20 protein-coding genes and 1 pseudogene are annotated in these 15,934 nt (G+C 67.6%); 12 read left to right on the top strand and 9 right to left on the bottom strand.

Annotation, left to right across the window (positions count from 1 at the left end):
- Positions 1 to 15: 15 nt before the first annotated feature.
- Positions 16 to 321, bottom strand: coding sequence for a YciI family protein (locus GON04_RS11600; protein ID WP_157398016.1), 306 nt, complete (start codon positions 319 to 321; stop codon positions 16 to 18).
- A 10-nt stretch (positions 322 to 331) separates the two neighbouring features.
- Positions 332 to 1,156: an intradiol ring-cleavage dioxygenase gene (locus tag GON04_RS11605; protein WP_157398017.1), complete on the bottom strand. Its 825-nt coding sequence runs from the start codon at positions 1,154 to 1,156 to the stop codon at positions 332 to 334.
- A gap of 114 nt (positions 1,157 to 1,270) precedes the next feature.
- On the opposite strand from GON04_RS11605, the gene GON04_RS11610 reads away from it, so the two are divergent.
- The 4 genes from GON04_RS11610 to GON04_RS11625 all read left to right on the top strand — a co-directional run bounded on the left by GON04_RS11610 (position 1,271) and on the right by GON04_RS11625 (position 6,098).
- Positions 1,271 to 2,200, top strand: a complete 930-nt coding sequence (locus GON04_RS11610) for a LysR substrate-binding domain-containing protein (RefSeq protein ID WP_181654004.1) — start codon at positions 1,271 to 1,273, stop codon at positions 2,198 to 2,200.
- Between the two features lie 41 nt (positions 2,201 to 2,241).
- Positions 2,242 to 3,942: a cation:proton antiporter gene (locus tag GON04_RS11615; RefSeq protein ID WP_157398018.1), complete on the top strand. Its 1,701-nt coding sequence runs from the start codon at positions 2,242 to 2,244 to the stop codon at positions 3,940 to 3,942.
- Positions 3,943 to 4,191: 249 nt separating this feature from the next.
- Positions 4,192 to 4,824, top strand: coding sequence for a glutathione S-transferase family protein (locus GON04_RS11620; RefSeq protein WP_157398019.1), 633 nt, complete (start codon positions 4,192 to 4,194; stop codon positions 4,822 to 4,824).
- A 233-nt stretch (positions 4,825 to 5,057) separates the two neighbouring features.
- Positions 5,058 to 6,098, top strand: a complete 1,041-nt coding sequence (locus GON04_RS11625) for an MBL fold metallo-hydrolase (RefSeq protein WP_157398020.1) — start codon at positions 5,058 to 5,060, stop codon at positions 6,096 to 6,098.
- Positions 6,099 to 6,157: 59 nt separating this feature from the next.
- On the opposite strand, the gene GON04_RS11630 is transcribed toward GON04_RS11625, so the two are convergent.
- Both GON04_RS11630 and GON04_RS11635 read right to left on the bottom strand, forming a co-directional pair.
- A complete protein-coding gene (locus GON04_RS11630; protein ID WP_157398021.1) occupies positions 6,158 to 6,397 on the bottom strand; it encodes a hypothetical protein in 240 nt (79 codons plus the stop codon).
- Between the two features lie 306 nt (positions 6,398 to 6,703).
- Complete coding sequence (locus GON04_RS11635; RefSeq protein ID WP_232532979.1) at positions 6,704 to 7,213, bottom strand: outer membrane protein assembly factor BamE; 510 nt, start codon at positions 7,211 to 7,213, stop codon at positions 6,704 to 6,706.
- A 310-nt stretch (positions 7,214 to 7,523) separates the two neighbouring features.
- Here GON04_RS11635 and GON04_RS11640 point away from each other — a divergent pair, with 310 nt between their 5' ends.
- Complete coding sequence (locus GON04_RS11640) at positions 7,524 to 8,387, top strand: MBL fold metallo-hydrolase (protein WP_157398022.1); 864 nt, start codon at positions 7,524 to 7,526, stop codon at positions 8,385 to 8,387.
- 52 nt (positions 8,388 to 8,439) lie between these two features.
- Here the strand turns inward: GON04_RS11640 and GON04_RS26770 are convergent.
- Together GON04_RS26770 and GON04_RS11645 are read right to left on the bottom strand one after the other, a co-directional pair.
- Positions 8,440 to 8,608 (bottom strand): annotated as a pseudogene (locus GON04_RS26770) (helix-turn-helix domain-containing protein); the annotation flags it as partial.
- A gap of 85 nt (positions 8,609 to 8,693) precedes the next feature.
- Positions 8,694 to 9,701: a Bug family tripartite tricarboxylate transporter substrate binding protein gene (locus GON04_RS11645; protein ID WP_157398023.1), complete on the bottom strand. Its 1,008-nt coding sequence runs from the start codon at positions 9,699 to 9,701 to the stop codon at positions 8,694 to 8,696.
- A gap of 139 nt (positions 9,702 to 9,840) precedes the next feature.
- Between GON04_RS11645 and GON04_RS11650 the strand changes: the two genes are divergently transcribed.
- The 3 genes from GON04_RS11650 (at position 9,841) to GON04_RS11660 (ending at position 12,373) form a co-directional block, all read left to right on the top strand.
- Positions 9,841 to 11,430, top strand: a complete 1,590-nt coding sequence (locus GON04_RS11650) for a winged helix-turn-helix domain-containing tetratricopeptide repeat protein (RefSeq protein WP_181654005.1) — start codon at positions 9,841 to 9,843, stop codon at positions 11,428 to 11,430.
- A gap of 200 nt (positions 11,431 to 11,630) precedes the next feature.
- Entirely contained in the window at positions 11,631 to 11,984 is a 354-nt protein-coding gene (locus GON04_RS11655) for a DUF1428 domain-containing protein (protein WP_157398025.1), read from the top strand.
- On the top strand, positions 11,984 to 12,373 hold the full coding sequence (locus tag GON04_RS11660) for a VOC family protein (RefSeq protein WP_157398026.1): 390 nt from the start codon (positions 11,984 to 11,986) through the stop codon (positions 12,371 to 12,373). Before GON04_RS11655 ends, GON04_RS11660 begins: the two co-directional genes overlap by 1 nt.
- Before the next feature lie 59 nt (positions 12,374 to 12,432).
- On the opposite strand, the gene GON04_RS11665 is transcribed toward GON04_RS11660, so the two are convergent.
- The gene (locus tag GON04_RS11665; RefSeq protein WP_157398027.1) at positions 12,433 to 12,990 is read right to left on the bottom strand and encodes a dihydrofolate reductase family protein; all 558 of its coding nucleotides are present in this window, start codon (positions 12,988 to 12,990) and stop codon (positions 12,433 to 12,435) included.
- A gap of 174 nt (positions 12,991 to 13,164) precedes the next feature.
- Positions 13,165 to 13,773 carry a DNA-3-methyladenine glycosylase I gene (locus GON04_RS11670; RefSeq protein WP_157398028.1) on the bottom strand — a complete coding sequence of 203 codons (609 nt, stop codon included), beginning with the start codon at positions 13,771 to 13,773 and terminating at the stop codon, positions 13,165 to 13,167.
- Positions 13,774 to 13,959: 186 nt separating this feature from the next.
- Here GON04_RS11670 and GON04_RS11675 point away from each other — a divergent pair, with 186 nt between their 5' ends.
- From GON04_RS11675 to GON04_RS11685, 3 genes are all read left to right on the top strand, one after another.
- Positions 13,960 to 14,271: a hypothetical protein gene (locus GON04_RS11675; RefSeq protein WP_157398029.1), complete on the top strand. Its 312-nt coding sequence runs from the start codon at positions 13,960 to 13,962 to the stop codon at positions 14,269 to 14,271.
- On the top strand, positions 14,255 to 14,566 hold the full coding sequence (locus tag GON04_RS11680) for a sulfurtransferase TusA family protein (protein ID WP_157398030.1): 312 nt from the start codon (positions 14,255 to 14,257) through the stop codon (positions 14,564 to 14,566). Before GON04_RS11675 ends, GON04_RS11680 begins: the two co-directional genes overlap by 17 nt.
- A gap of 68 nt (positions 14,567 to 14,634) precedes the next feature.
- A complete protein-coding gene (locus tag GON04_RS11685; protein ID WP_157398031.1) occupies positions 14,635 to 14,835 on the top strand; it encodes a hypothetical protein in 201 nt (66 codons plus the stop codon).
- 315 nt (positions 14,836 to 15,150) lie between these two features.
- On the opposite strand, the gene GON04_RS11690 is transcribed toward GON04_RS11685, so the two are convergent.
- Positions 15,151 to 15,390, bottom strand: a complete 240-nt coding sequence (locus GON04_RS11690; RefSeq protein ID WP_157398032.1) for a hypothetical protein — start codon at positions 15,388 to 15,390, stop codon at positions 15,151 to 15,153.
- Positions 15,391 to 15,664: 274 nt separating this feature from the next.
- On the opposite strand from GON04_RS11690, the gene GON04_RS11695 reads away from it, so the two are divergent.
- Positions 15,665 to 15,832 carry a hypothetical protein gene (locus tag GON04_RS11695; protein ID WP_157398033.1) on the top strand — a complete coding sequence of 56 codons (168 nt, stop codon included), beginning with the start codon at positions 15,665 to 15,667 and terminating at the stop codon, positions 15,830 to 15,832.
- Positions 15,833 to 15,934: the final 102 nt, after the last annotated feature.

Raw genomic sequence — 15,934 nt, forward strand, 5'->3', positions numbered from 1 at the left:
GCTGGTCGCGCGCGGTCAGTGCGCCGGCGGGAAGCCGGCCTTCTGCGGCCACAGGTTCTGGAACGCGTACACCGAGGTGGCCGCGTACAGCCCGGCCCGGGTGAACGGCTCGCCCGCCAGCCACTCCTGCGCCGCCTCGCGCGAGGCGAAGTCGATCACCAGCAGGCTGCCCACCATGGTCTGGCCGTCGTCGGCCAGCAGCGGGCCGGCGAAGGCGATGCGCTCGGCCACGGCGCCCAGGTAGGCCTTGTGCTCGGGCCGCCGCTGCTGGCGCAGCGCCAGCGCGCCGGGCTTGTCGATCAGGGTGATGGAAAAGAGCATGGAGTGGCCTTCAGGCGGGGTTGAGGACGAAGTCGTAGTCGACGAGGTAGGTGCCGTCGGGCTGGCGCACCCAGTCGGCGACCAGCGACTGGCGCACGCCGAACACGGCGTCGGAGTCGAGGTAGCGGTCGCCGTTGCGGAACACGTGGGTGATCAGCGTCTCGAAGCCCGGGGCCTCGATCATGAAGTGCAGGTGCGCCGGCCGCCAGGGGTGGCGGCGGGTGGCGCGCAGCATGTCGCCCACCGGGCCGTCGTCGGGAATCGGGTAGGCCTCGGCCAGGATGGAGCGGAAGTGGTACTCGCCCTCGGGGCCGGCCACCAGCTTGCCGCGCGCCCGGTGGCCGGCGCCCTCGCGCTGGACGTCATACTTGCCCTCGGCGTCGGCCTGCCAGACCTCGATCTTCGCGTGCGGCACCGGCCGCCCGTCGAGCCCGCGCACCCGGCCGCGCACCAGGCAGGGCACGCCGGGCGCGCCGTTGCCCACGTCGTCGCCGTGCTCGTAGGCCGGCGCGCCCTCGACGAAGAAGGGCCCGAACACGGTGGACTCGGTGGCGCCGGCCGGCTTGTCGTTGTTCATCGCCACCGTGAGCATCGACAGCCCCAGCGTGTCGGACAGCAGGATGAACTCCTGGCGCTGGTCGTCGGTGATGTGGCCGGCGCGGGTGAGGAAGGCGATGCCCTGGAACCACTCGGCCTCGGTCAGCTGCACGTCGCGGGCGAACGCATGCAGGTGCTGCACCAGGCTGGTCAGGACCTGCTTCAGGCGCGGGTCGGGCGTGTCGGCGAAGCTGGCGATCACGGCCTGGGTGATGTTGTCCTGGGTGAGGTTGCGCATGCGACCGCACTGTAGGCAGGGGCGGCGGGCCGGTGAAGGGGCCGGCGGGCAAATGAGTTTTCCGCTGCCCGCAAAACGCGTGTGGCACAGTTCGCGCAGGAGACGAGACCGACCGTGGACCGCTGGAGCGAGATGGCCCTGTTCGTGCAGGTGGCCGAGACGGGCAGCCTGAGCCGCGCCGCGGAGGCGCTGGGCTTGTCCAATGCCGCCGCCAGCCGCCACCTGTCGGCGCTGGAGGAGCGGCTGGGCGCCCGGCTGGTCGAGCGCAACACCCGCCGCCTGTACCTCACCGAGCCGGGCCAGGAGTTCCTGCGCCGCAGCAAGAGCATCCTGGCCGACCTGTCCGACGCCGAGTCGGCCGTCAACGCCAGCACCCTCAACCCCACCGGCATGCTGCGCGTGACGGCCTCGCTGTCGTTCTCGATGCAGCACATCGCGCCGCTGCTGCCCGAGTACACGCGGCGCTACCCCAACGTGACGGTGCACGTCGAGACGGCCAACCGCTACCTGGACCTCATCGACAACAACATCGACATCGCAGTGCGCACCCGCGAGTCGGAGCCGGACTCCAACATCACGGTGCGTCGGCTGGCCGAGACGCGCCGCATCCTGGCCGCCTCGCCCGGCTACCTGGCCCGCATGGGACGGCCGCGCGTGCTGGACGACCTGGCGCGGCACCAGGTGCTGGTCTACACCTACGCCAACAACCCGCACGAGCTGCGCTTCATGCGCGACGGCGAGACCACGCCCGTGCCCATCAAGGGCCTGCTGGAGTCGAACGACGGCCAGGTGCTGCGGGCCGCCGCGCTGGACGGCCTGGGCATCCTGGTGCAGCCGACCTACATCCTGTACGAGGACATCGTGGCCGGGCGGCTGGTGCCGGTGCTGGACGAGTGGGACCTGCCGCGGCTGACCATCAATCTGGCCTACCCCAGCCGCAAGCACCTGTCGGCCAAGGTGCGCACCTTCATCGACTTCATGGCTGAGCACTTCACCCGCATGGCCTACGAGCGCAAGTGGACCCAGCGCTTCGGCAGCTACTGAATCCTCAGCGGTAGCGTTCCTCGAACCGCGTCCACTCGGGCATGCCGGCCAGGCTGCTCGAGTCCGCCCACGGCTGCGAAGCCACGCGCTTGCGGCCGCGACCGCAAGCGTGCAATGAAAGAGCCCTCTCCGCATCGTTCCTGCGGACGTGGCCCAGCCGCCATACTTCGTCGGTGCGAGAGCTCGAACAGATCCTGGCGCTCTTCGGGGCGGCCGTGTTGCTGGCCGCTGCCGCGCGGCGGGCAGGGGCACCTTATCCCGTGTTCCTGGCCATCGGAGGCGCGCTCCTGGCGCTCATTCCGGGTGCGCCGAGTCTCAGCTTGCCGCCCGACCTGGTGTTGGCCTTGTTCGTCGCGCCCATCCTGGTCGATGCCGGCTACGACGCCTCGCTGCGCGACCTGCGCGACAACTGGGCGCCGCTTGTCAGCCTGGTGCTCTTCTCGGTGGCCCTGACCACGGCGGCGGTAGCCGTCGTCTCGCACGCACTCGTGCCGGACCTGCCCTGGGCGGCCGCGATCGCGCTGGGCGCCATCGTTGCGCCGCCAGATGCCGTGGCGGCCACGGCAGTGCTGCGGCCGCTGCACCCGCCACAGCGCATCCTCGGCATCCTCGAAGGCGAGAGCCTGCTGAACGACGCCAGCGCGCTCCTGATCTATCGGCTGGCGGTGGGCGCGGTGGCGGCAGGCGGCTTTTCCGTGCAGGCGGTCGCTCCGACCTTCCTGCTGGCGGTGCTGGGAAGCCTGGTGGCCGGCCCCGTGCTGGGCTGGCTGATGCAACGCCTCCTGGAGCGGGTGCAGCACATCCCCACCGCCATCATCCTGCAGTTCGTGGGCACTTTCACCGTATGGCTCGTCGCGGAAAACGTCGGCCTGTCGGGCGTGCTGACCACCGTCTGCTTCGCGATGACGCTGGGACGAACCGCGCCGGCGCGGACACCGGCCCGCATCCGCATCCCCACCAACGCGGTCTGGGCCACGGTGGTGTTCGCATTGAACATCTTCGCGTTCATCTTCATCGGCCTGCAGATCCGCCCGATCCTGGTCGAGCTGGCGCCGCCAGTACGAGAGCAGTACCTGCTGGTCGCGGCGGCTGTGCTGGCGACGGTCATCCTCGTGCGGATCGTCTGGCACATGTCGTTCAACGCCGCCATCCGATGGCGCGACCGACGGCACGGCTTCCATCCGCCAAGGCCCATGTTGCGGCCCACCGTGGGGAGCGGGCTCGTGATCTCCTGGGCGGGCATGCGAGGGATCGTCACCCTCGCGGCCGCGCTGGCGTTGCCCGGGAGTTTCCCGGCGCGGGACCTCATCTTGCTGACGGCGTTCCTGGTGGTGCTGGGTACGCTGCTGCTCCAGGGCCTCACGCTGAAGGCGCTGCTGCGGTTCCTGAACCTGCGCGACGGCGATCCGGTGGCGCGCGAGGAGCACATGGCGCGGGAGCGCATGCTGGAGGCTGCATACGCGCAACTGCCAACCGCCCGCTCGCCCGCCGTCGACCTCGTGCGCAAGGACCTGAAGGTCTGGCTGGGCCAACTGCAGCGCAGCGGTGGTCGGCAGGCATCCTTCGGCGCCGAGTACGACGCCGCCTACCGCGCGGCGCTGCGCGCCGCGCGCAAGGTGCTTCTGGCGTTGCGCGACAGCGGTGACATCGGCGACGACGCGTTCCACGCCCTGGAGAACGACATCGACTGGATGGAGGCGTCCGATCCGCTGCGGGCCGCCAATGCGGATGCGACGGAGTAGTTTGCCGGCAGGGCCGCGCGATGGAGCGTCACGCCGAAGAGGAACGGAAGGCGGGCAGCACCAGTCTGGCGAGGCCGCATGTGCGCAGCGGCCATGAGCTGGCATTGCCGCCTCTCATCGCTGCCCTTCGTTCTGTGCGAGCGCCCCGCCGTTGCCCCTGCGCTCGCACGACGTCTGTCTTGGGTCGGAAAGCAGCCGTAGGCCCGATCTTGCCAAGGCCCGGAGCGAGCGGCCTTGCACAATCTCGCCATGATCCATCTGTACGCCTTCGACACCCCCAACGGCCGCAAGATCAGCGTCGCACTGGAAGAAATGCAGCTGCCCTATGACGTGACGATCGTCGACATCGGGAAGGGCGAGCAATTCGCCGAGACTTTCCTGCGCATCAGCCCCAACAACAAGATCCCCGCGGTCGTCGACGACGAAGGGCCGGAGGGTCCCCTCAGCATCTTCGAGTCCGGCGCGATCCTGGTGTACCTGGGCCAGAAGACCGGCAAGTTCTGGCCGTCCTCGATCGCCGACCAGGCGGAAGTCCTGCAATGGCTGATGTTCCAGGTCGGCGGCTTCGGTCCGATGCCGGGCCAGGTTCACCACTTCGTCGGCTTGACCGACGAGCAGGACCGGCGCTACGGCCTCGAACGCTTCCAGGCGGAGACGCGGCGGCTGTACGCCGTGATGAACAGGCATCTCGACAAGCGCCGTTGGTTCGCGAAGGAACTGTCCATCGCCGACTTCGCCATCCTGGGCTGGGTGTGGCGACATGCCAGACACCGGGTGGACCTGGCGGACTTCCCCGCTGTGGCGCGTTGGTACGCAGACCTGATGGAGCGGCCCGGCGTGCAACGCGGCTTCGCGATCGAGCTGCGCCGGCAACCTGCTTAGGGACCAGACAGCGCCGTTGCAGCGCATTAAGCTGTCGATGACGCCCACCGCCTTCTCGTCGAGTGCCTGGCCTGGCGCGGGCCGTACGCCGGCAATCCCGATCGAGCAACGTTCGCGCGCATGGGCGCTGTTGTTGGCCACGGCCGCGCAGCGTTCCCGCGGCGCCTTGACGCCCCTCGACGGCGCGCCGCATCATGCCGTGCCACGCCATTGCCTTCAGAGGGAGGTCCACCATGCTCTTCGAACAGATCGCCACGGGCGGCTGCCGCTCCTACCTGATCGGTTGCGCCGAGACCTGCGCCGCAGCCGTGATCGATCCCGAGGCCAGCCAGCTTGACCGCTACCTCGCCCTTGCGGCGCGCGACGGTCTGCGCATCCGCTACATCATCGACACGCACACCCACGCTGACCACTTCTCGGGCAGCAAGCAGCTCGCGCGCAAGGTGAATGCGCCGGTGGTCATGCACCGCGAGACCACCGCGCCCATGGTGGACATGCGCGTGGACGACGGCGAGATGGTGATCGTGGGCAAGCTGCGCTTGCAGGTGATGCACACGCCGGGGCACACACGCGATTCGATGTGCCTGCAGGTGGAAGACCGCGTGTTCACCGGCGACACGCTGCTGATCGGCGGCACCGGCCGTACCGATTTGCCGACCGGCGATTCGGATGCGCTGTACGACAGCCTGTTCAACAAGCTCCTGCGCCTGGATGCGGCCACGCTGGTCTTTCCGGCGCACGAGTACAAGGGCCGCGACCATTCGACGATCGGCGACGAACTGGCCAGCAACCCCCGCCTGCAGGCACCAGGCCGCGAGGCCTTCGTCGCGCTGATGGCCAACCTCAACCTCGCCATGCCCACGCACATCACCGAGGCCTTGCGCACCAACCTCAGTGGCGGCAAGACGGTGGCGCAGATGCTGGCCGAGGCGGCGGCGGCAGTGCCCTTCATGTCGATGGCGCAGCTGCGCACCCGCGTCGAGGCGAAAGACCCGATGCTGGTGGTGCTGGACGTGCGCGAGCGCGAGGCGGGGATGGCGGGCCACATCCCGGGCGCGAAGCTATTGCCGCGCGGGCAGCTGGAACTGCGCGTGAACGAGGAGCTACCCGATCCGACACGTCACATCGTGGCCTGTTGCGAGTTCGGCCGCATCTCGACGCTGGCCGCGGCCACGCTGCGCGAAATGGGCTTCCAGCGGGCAGTGGCGCTGGACGGCGGGATGAAGGCTTGGCGGGAGGCTGGGTTCCCGCTGGAAGGCGCAGAGGGGCGGTAGCCGGCGCGCGCGTTGTGCCCGGAGCGGAAAGGGTGTGCACCACTCGTCGCCGATCCAGGTCACCGGCGTGCCCGGGGACGGAGGATCGCCACGCGGCGCCGTGTGCGCTCGGCTGAGCCATTGGCTTCCGCCCACAGCGACTCGAACTCGGACGGCCGCAGGCCCCGGTCGCGCAGTGTCGCGCTGTCGAGCGCCCGGAACTCGCGGCGTGCAGCGGCCCGGCCCCGTGTGTCCTCCCACCACGCACCCGACCAGTCCAGAAGCTGGCACGGATAGGCCAGCAAGAGAAGACTCGTCATGACGCACTCCTTGCAGTCGGCCGGAAGGGCCGTGCGGCAAGGATGGAATGCATCGGTAACCACGAGGCAGCAGGCGCCGCACGGCCCGTTGCGTTTCTGTATCCGCGGCCGAAACATGGCCATCGCGTGAGGCCGGATGCGCATGTCTGCTCCCGGCCAGGAGCGGACCTCCATTTTTGTGTTGATCTCCCGGCGAGCCTGGTCGTGAAGTTCTGCTGGACGACCGGCGATGAGGAGCGGCCGTTCGAGTCTCTCCACAACGGCGGCCCGTCGGTGCACTGACGACCAAACCCTCCCGCCCCTGCTTCAATCCCGCATCGCGCCGCCGCGCAACGTTTCTATGCCGGGGTGAGCCCGCCGCACTATGTTCTGGGAGTCGAGGTAGACCCAGTAGAACCGGTCCATCTTCGGGCCTTCGTTCCAGCGGTAGGTCATGATGTCGCCGTTCCAGTTGGCAAGGCGTTCGATGCGGGCCGGGCGGCCGAATTCGCGCTCGACATCGGCCCGCGTCCACTGGCCGATGTTGGCGTTGAGGCGGGAGAACTCGTTCTGGTTCAGGACTTGTCGGAACGACACCATGCGGCCGCTGGAATCCATGTCGACCATGTAGGCGTACTGGCCGGCCGGCTGCTGCGAGTACTGCAGGCGCTCACCGCCATTGGGCAGCGGAACCACCGCGGTCGGGCGCCCCATGCTGGCGATGACCTGGTCGCGATTCATGCCGGGCTGCAGGTTGTACCCGGTTGCACAGCCAGCCACCATTAGCACGCAGACAGTGCCGGCCTTCGCCGCCAGTAATCTCAAGATGCCTTGCATACACGCTCCGATCTCCGGGCATCTTCAGCTTGATTCGGTGCCGTTTCAAGCGGCTGCTGCATTGTTGTGCTGCGGCAAGTCGCCTGGCTGCCCCGTTTCTCCGCTTGGTGAGGCGTTGAGAGAGCGAATTTCGACGAACTCGGGCCGGCGAAAGGGCCCGTGCTGCGCAGCTGAGTCGGCGAAGGAACTCTACGATTGCGAAATCACGCAGGCTCGCCGCCCGGTAGTTGCCCTCGCCCCGATGGCGGGCTGGTTGATCGATGCGTTGTAGCCTCCATGGTGCGCGCTTCAACGCGCGGGAAGGAATCGCATGGGAGCGACACGCGTCCGGAATCCCGATTCGGCCCCCGGCGACTGGTACATCGACACTGAGTGCATCGACTGCGGTGCCGCGTGCCACGTGGCACCGGGCCTCATCGTCGAGAGAAACGGCAAGAGCGTCTTCGCCCGGCAACCCGGCACGCCCGAGGAGCGGCTTGCCACTTGGCGCGCCGTGCTCGTGTGTCCGACCGCGTCCGTGCGCAGCGAGACGAAGCAGCAGCGTCCGGAAGCACCCTTTTTCCCGCAAGCGGTCACCGACGGAGTCTGGCGGTGCGGGTTCAACGCGCGCTCGTCCTTCGGCGCGCACTCCTACTTCGTCCGCCGCCCGGACGGGAACCTGCTGGTCGATTCGCCCCGGTACGCGAACGAACTCGTCACGTGGTTCGAGAACGCGGGTGGAATCGCCCGCATCCTCCTTTCCCATCAGGACGACGTCGCGGACGCCGGCAAGTTCGCAGCGCATTTCGGTGCGCGTGTCTGGATCCACCAGGACGACCGACATGCTGCGCCCTATGCAAGCGACCTCATCGAAGGCGAGGCCGAATGCCGGATCGCACCGGGATTGGTCGCCATTCCGGTTCCCGGTCACACCCGCGGCAGCGTCGTCTACCTACTCGACGATCGCGTCTTGTTCACGGGAGATTCGCTCGCCTGGAGCATGCGCCAGCAGGATCTCGTCGCGTTTCGCGATGCCTGCTGGTATTCGTGGAGCGCCCTGACGGCCTCCCTTGCGAAGCTCACCGGCTACCGGTTCGAATGGGTGCTGCCTGGTCACGGCTGGTCCGCGCACCGGGCTGCGGGTGAGATGCGGTCCCGTCTGGAGGCGCTGGTGACCAGGATGCGCGAATGCTAGGCAATAGAGACCCGCGTGACTCGGCTTCAACCATCTGCGCGAGACTTCCCACCTACCGACCGTCGCCGGCCGAACGGCGCCATTGCCCAGGCGTCATTCCCATCCATTCGGCAAACGCACGCACGCCGGAATGCCGCCTCGGATTGATAGCCTACGGACTCGGCTACGCCCGCCGTGGTCATCCCCGGCTTTTTCAACTCGTTGGCGGCCTGACTCATGCGGGCAGCGGCAGCGGCAGCGGCTGCGGCTGCGGCTGCGGCTGCGGCAGCCTCAGATCATGCGACGGTCCTCTCGAGGTGTCCGTCCTCACTCGACCGTCACCCCCGCCGCCTGCACCACCTTGCCCCAGCGCTCGAACTCGGCCTCGATGAGATGCGCGAACTCGGCCGGCGTGCCGGCGATCGGCTCCCCGCCGAGCAGCGTGAGCCAATCGAGGTAGTCCTGCGCCCGCACCGCGGCGACGATCTCGCGGTTCAGCCGCGCAACCACGCCGGGCGGTGTGCCGGCCGGCGCGACGAAGCCACTCCAGGCGGTGGCGTCGAACGCTGGCATGCCCAGCTCTGCGGCGGTCGGCACGTCGGGCAGAGCGGGCTTGCGTGCGACGCCGCCGACGACCGCCAGCGCGCGCAGTCGGCCCGCATGCACGTGCGGCTGCGCAACCGCCGCCCAGTTGACCTGGACCTCGGTACGCCCGCCAATCAGGTCGTTCACCGCGTCGGCGCCGCTTCTGTATGGGATGTGGAGCAGTTGCAGCCCGTGCAACTGCTCCAACTGCTTCATCGCAAGGTGCAGCACCGAGCCTACGCCGGGCGACCCGTACGACAGCTTGCCGGGCCGGGCTCTCGCCAACGCGACCAGCTCGGCCACCGTGCGCACCGGCAGGGCCCGGCTGACGAGCAGCAGCGGCGTGCCGCGCACCAGGCCGCTGACCGGCGCGAAGCTGCGCTGCGCGTCGTAGGGCAGCTTGCGGTAGACGGCCGGGTTGATGGACAGCATCGGAACGTTCGCCAGCAGCAGGGTGTACCCGTCGGGCTTGGCGTTGGCGACCGCTTCGGCGGCGAGGATCCCGCTCGCGCCAGGGCGGTTCTCGACGATGACCGGCTGGCCGAGCGAGGCGGCCAGCCGGTCGCCGATCTTGCGCGCATGCGCGTCATCGACCGTGCCGGTTGCTCCGCCCACGACGATGCGCAGCGGCCGCGCCGGAAAACCTTGGTCTGCGGCGATGCCCGGATGCAGCACGGCCAGCGCTAACGCGGTAATGAGACGGCGGCGCTGCGCGGCGTGCGCGGAGGCAGACGTCACGGCGATGTTCATCGAGTCTCCCCGGGTGATGGATTGAAGCATCGGCAAATGGCCGCCGGAAGTCTTCAAGGAATCATCAAGGATGCTCAGAACGCTCAAGGCACAAGGCGGGTGCCACAATTGGCCCGCATCCAGTCCCGGGAGCGCGTCGATGGATGAGCCCGCGAGCCGAGCGCCGGCTGCCGCCAGTCGCGACGGCCGGATCGCGCTTGGCCGCCATGTTCTCGACCTGCGCGCCGAAGTCTTGCTCGACGCCGAAAGCGGCGCGCCCGTGGCGCTGCGCCCGCAGGTCTGGGCGGTGCTGCGGCATCTGGCGCGCAACGCCGGCCATCTCGTCACCAAGGAGGACCTGCTCGACACCGCATGGCCGGGCATGGTGGTGAGCGAAAGCTCGGTCGCCCAGGCCGTCTTCGAGGCCCGCGTGGCGCTCGGCGATGCCGACCACCGCGTGGTCAGGACGGTGCCCCGGCGCGGCTACTTGCTGGTCGCGGGGCCCGGCCCGCTTGCGGTCGCGTCTCCAGCCGCCGCGGCAACCGGAAGCGACGATCCCCCTTTCGCGCTCTCGGTCGCCGTGCTTCCCTTCGACGACCCGTTCGGCGAGCCGGCCGGCCGGCAGTTGGCGCGCGGGCTGGCGCAGGAGCTGATCGCTGCGCTCGCGCGCAACGTCGGACTGCGTGTGGTCTCCCACCACTCCAGCTTCCAGTTCGCTGGTGGCGCGACGCCGCTGGCGCAGATCGGCGAGCGGCTGCGCTGCCGCTATCTGGTCGACGGCACGGTGCGGCGGGACTGCGACACGCTGCAGATATCGATGGAGCTGATCGACAGCCACAGCGGCGAGATCGTCTGGTCGCAGCGCTACAGCGCCGGAAGCGCGGACGCCCTGGCGCAGCGCGACTCGATGGTCGAGCTCATCGCCGGCACGGTCCTTTCTCGGGTGATTCACACCCGCGACCGGCAGTCGCTGGCGCGGCCGCCCAGGTCGATGGACGCTTACACGCTGACCTTGCGAAGCATCGCGCTGCGGCGCGAGGCCTCCGTACAGTCGTTTCGCGAGGCGCGCGGCCTGCTCGAACAAGCGCTGGCGATCGATCCCGACTACGGGCCCGCGTGGTCCGCCCTCGGATTCTTGAACGCGCTGGACATCGCCCTCGCCATGACCGGCGAATGGGACCTGCAACGCATCGGGGAGGCGGCCGCGCAGGCCGAGCGTGCCATCAGCCTCGGCTTCGAGGAGGCCATCGCGCAAGTTGCGCTCAGTTTCGTGCGCCGGGTCGAACGACGCTTCGAAGAGAGCCTGCGTGCGGGAGAGCTCGCCGTGCGCGCCGGTCCGAACGACGTCAATGCGTGGCACATCCTGGCGCTGGCCCAGTACTGCGTCGGTCGCGCCGCCGAAGCCTTGTGCAGCGCCGAGCGCGCGATCGCGCTGAACCCGATTCCCTCGGGGTGGACCCTCGCGAACTGGGCTGGGCCGCTGTGGGCGGTGCGCCGCCACGAGGATGCAATTCGGGTCGCCAGCGAGGCGCTCGTCAAGCTCCCCACGCTGTGGACCTGCATCATCCCGCGGATGTATGCGCTGGCCGAATCGGGACGCGTTGCCGAAGCCCGCGCAGACGCCGGACGGCTCCTGGCCCGACCACAGCGGTCGACGACGGCGACGCTGGCGGACACGGTTGCCGATGAGGCCGTCGAATTGCGGGCGCGCATCATCTCAGCAGCGCGCGCGGCCGGCATCCCCGATTGACGAAGACGGCATGCGACGCCCGCTGCGACAGCGGACTGCGAACCCCGATGAGGCGTTTGAGCTCTTTGCTGCCGAGGCTGCGATTGTGAGTCGCCGAGCCGCAGAGCTGCCCTCCGTTCAAACGTGTGTCGAAATTGCGCCAGCTCGATCGTCGTACTCTGGATGGCGTGACATTCGCGCGCCGGAACAGGAGAACGCAGATGAACTATGTCGATGGATTCGTGATCGCAGTGCCCACTGCCAAGAAGGAGGCGTACCTCCGGCACGCCACCGTTGCCGCTCAAGTCTTCAAGGAGTTCGGGGCTCTGGAGATCGTGGAGTGCTGGGGCGACGACGTGCCCGACGGCAAGGTCACGTCGTTTCCGATGGCCGTGCAACGCAAGGCGGACGAAACCGTCGTGTTCTCCTGGATCAGTTGGCCGGACAAGGCCTTGCGCAACGACGGCATGAAGAAGTTCATGGACGACCCGCGGATCAAGGAGATGAAGGACATGCCCTTCGACGGCCAGCGCATGATCTTCGGCGGGTTCCAGGTCATCCTGGAGAAGAAGTGATGCTGCAGACTTCCCCGATGTATTCGTACATCCCGGCAAAGGACCTCGCCCGGGCGCGCCGGTTCTATGAAGACAAGGTCGGGCTGCGCCCGAAGGAGGAGACGAACGGCGGTGTCGTGTACGAGTTCGGCGGCGGCACTGCCGCCTTTCTCTACCCGACGCCGCACGCCGGCACTTCGCAGGCCAGCCAGGCCTTCTGGTCAGTGCAGGACGTCGACGCGGAGATGCACATGCTCAAGTCGCGCGGCGTCCAATTCGAGAACTATGACGACATGCCCGGCGAACGCAGCGCACAGGGAGCGATCACCGCCGGCGGTGCCAAGGCAGCCTGGTTCAAGGACAGTGAAGGCAACATCATGGCGTTGATCCAGACCCTGTCGAAGGGCTGAACGCAGGAGGCGGCTGCTGCCGCGCCTCGCGTGGTCAGGCGACATGATCCAACGCCGGGTCAGCGTGCGCGCCGATAGTGCATGGCAACCGCGCCGCTGCGGAGCGGTTTCACCGCCACCAACTCGAGCCGTCGCGTGCTGGGCAGCCCGCTCTCGTACAGGGTCGGGCCGTGACCCGCGATTCTGGGATGGACGAGCAACTTGTACTCGTCGATCAGATCCAGCCGGTCCAGCTCGGTCGCGAGCTTGCCGCTACCGAGGAGCACGCCGTCCGGGGTCGCGTCCTTCAGCTTCTGCACGCCTGCGAGCAGGTCGCCGGCGATGTGGTGGCTGTTGGTCCACGGGAAATCCTGACGCGTCGACGACACCACGTACTTCGGCTTGGCCTCCAGCTTGACCGCCCACTCGCGCATCGCTGGCGGCGCTTCCGTATCGCCGCGGGCGACCGCCGGCCAGTAGCTTTCCATCATCTCGTAGGTGACGCGACCCCACAGCATCGCCCCGCCCTCGTCCATGAGGCGGGTGAAGAAGGCGTGTGTCTCGTCGTCGGCGATTCCTTCCTGGTGGTCGACGCAACCGTCCAGGGTGACGTTGATGCTGAAGGTCAAGAGTCCCATGGTGTCCTCCGTTCCGGATACTCGACGAGACCCGGCATTGAGTCCGGGAGCGAAATTTAGCTCGGGCCGACCACGCTCTTCTGCCGAGGCGGATCTGAATGCTCCGACCTCATCCGGTCACGGTGACTGCTTTCGGCCACATGCAGGTGTCATGTCGAGGGGAGGTCCGTCCAACTAGGGGCGTTTGAACCTCTTGCGCGCCTCCTCCACGTGCGCTCTGGTCACGCACCCGTCAGCATGGTCATTCACCAGGCCCATCGCCTGGATCAAGGCATGCATGGTGGTCGGGCCGACGAATTTCCAGCCCCGTCTTTTCAGATCCTTGGACAAGTCACGGGAAGCCCGCGAGACCGAGACGGAGCGATGCGCGTCGAGTTCATGCGCAGCGGGCTCGAAGCTCCAGAAGTACGCGGCCAGCGTGCCCGTCTCCTGGACCAGCTCGCATGCACGCTGTGCGTTGTTGATCACGGCTTCGATCTTGCCGCGGTGGCGCACGATGCCTGCATTGGCCAGCAGGTGCGCGACGTCCTCTTCGTCGAAGCGCGCGACCTCGCGGAACTCAAATCTCTTGAACGCCGCGCGAAAGTGTTCTCGTTTGTTGAGGATCGTCCGCCAGCTCAATCCCGACTGAAATCCCTCGAGGCTGACCTTCTCGAACAGGCGAGCGTCATCCGCCACGGGGAAGCCCCACTCGTGGTCGTGATAGGCAACGTAGTCGAGTGACGCGCCGGCGCACCAACTGCAACGAGGAAGACCGTCAGGACCAGGGACCGTGGTGCTCATGCCGGGATGCTAAGTGTTGTCACCGTTGGAAGAGCGCGCGCACCGCTCTTGTGCGGCGCGGCGTATCCCTCGAACGAGTTACGGGGATGCCATTAGTCCTTTTGACTGATCAATAACAGCCCAACCTATTGCTAATCTCCTCTCCGCGAAACGAAAGGCTTCGCTCACCCAGGATTGGCTCGGTAGATGGACAAGCAATTTCAGCGATGGCATGACGCCGAGCGCGTGGTCAGGGAACTCGAGAAAAAGTCAATGATTGCGCAGGTCCGGGAAAGCGCGGGATCGACGTCGATCGCCTTCAGTGCCTTGCGACAGCAGCTGCTGGAAGCACGGGTCGCTGCGAACCGGGCTTTTGATGAATGCCTCAACCTCGTGACGCGACAACGAGCAGGCGGCTGCACGACTGGGCCGTCTTGCTCGGGCGGCGGCAGCAATTCGGCTCGTACCCCGAAGGACCTCTTGACCAGGGAAGTTCGCTGGCATGCCGTGGACCAATGAAGGCACCTACGTCGCCACCACAGGCGGTCAACCTGAAGCGACGACGAGACAAGACGCCTCTGCGAGCGACGCTGGCCCCGTCACGATCGACCTCCTTGATGTGCCCTCGCCCATTACGCTGTTGCGAGCCAATGCCGCCCTGGGCCGTTTGCGGCCGGGCGACAAGGTCATGTTCCTCACAAGGGATCCCAGAAGCGTGATGGAGTTCGAGGCGCTCGCCGGCAAGACCGGCCACACGTTGATTGAGCAGGTTGAGATCTCCGGGGGCTACGGGCACCTCTTCCAGTGTCGATAGTCGATGGCCTCGATCGCGCGAGGCCAGCGACGCCCGGATGGATGAAGGAAATCATTGTGTGCGCCAGGATGGGCAAGCTGATCGAGGATTGGTTGAGCGCGGATAGGGCTGCGCGAAACGCCGAGGAGAAGATCCAGCGCTCGCTTCTCGGCACGATGGGCGGCAACACAATCGGGCCCAGCGACCAATTGTTGGACGCGGCCATCAAGATGCGCGTGATCGCCGTCGAGCGGCTCGTGCGATTGCGAGACGGGGGAAACTGGGATTGACACTCTTCCGGCCTTCCGCCCGCTGCGCTGCACCACCTGTTGGTGACTGACGGACTCGCTTTGCTGGGCGCCGTGCCGACATTGCTCGTCTACGGCCTTGCGGTCCATCCGGGCAGGCTGCTGGAACAGTACGTCGCGAACCGAACGGCTCGCGTGGAGCATGAGGGCCTCTGAACCGCAGATGCGGCGACGTCAATAGTCAAGGCGCGGCGACAGAGCGCGAGCTAGGCCGACCAGGATGATCCATCCTGCTGCGGCGAAAGCGCCTCCCGACCAGACGTGCCTGGGCGCTGAATCTAAGCCTCGAATCCGCTTCTATTGCAGGTCCCCGGGCTTCGTGTTGCGCTCCTCCTCCAGGTACGCAGCCAGGCTTTCCGTGCCTTCGCCGCTGCGGCGTCCTGCCGGCGGCAGGCTGGCTGGCGGCTTTCGCCTGTCCAGCGCCGCCAGGAGCTTGCGCAGCACTTGGACGGGATCTCGCAGGGCAAGAAGGGCCCTGTTTTGCAGCATGTCCCGCTTGTTCGAATCCGCCTTCCCTCTCATATGGCTGAGCTTCATTCAGGAGGGCGCAGGCGGTCAAGGGAGGCTGTGCAACAGATGTCTCTTCCTGTTTGAGGGCGTGCAGCTGGCGCTCTCGAACCGCGCGCCGACGCCGTGAGTCGGGATCGCCGTGTGTCGCTGCCTTGCCGATCAGTCGCACCGAGCAGGGGCGACCGAGGGCCCCACGGCTGACCAGCCGATGTCCACAGGCGGGTGCGGGGTTTGGTTGAAACACTGAACCCGTCGCGGCCCCCGCGGCACTCACCCGCACCTGTTAAGGAGTACCCGCCCCATGACCGCCCGTGCCTACCGCCCCCACGCCACCCCCCTGTGCGCCGACGAGCTGCCCGAAGCCGACGACCTGTACGACGACTTCCAGGAGCGCGCCGAGCTCGCCCGGCTGCGCGAACGGCACCCGGAGCGGGCGCGCTTGGCGGAGGACGAGCTGGCGTGGCTGTGAGGCGCCCTCGGCGCACGGCGAGGGCGGCTTGTGGGTCGCACTTGCCTGGCGTCCGACGCCAAGGCCGATGGCCGCGGGAACGGCGCCCACAATGTCGGCGCA

It is taken from the genome of Ramlibacter pinisoli (genome assembly GCF_009758015.1).
GTDB classification, from domain to species: Bacteria; Pseudomonadota; Gammaproteobacteria; order Burkholderiales; family Burkholderiaceae_C; genus Ramlibacter; species Ramlibacter pinisoli.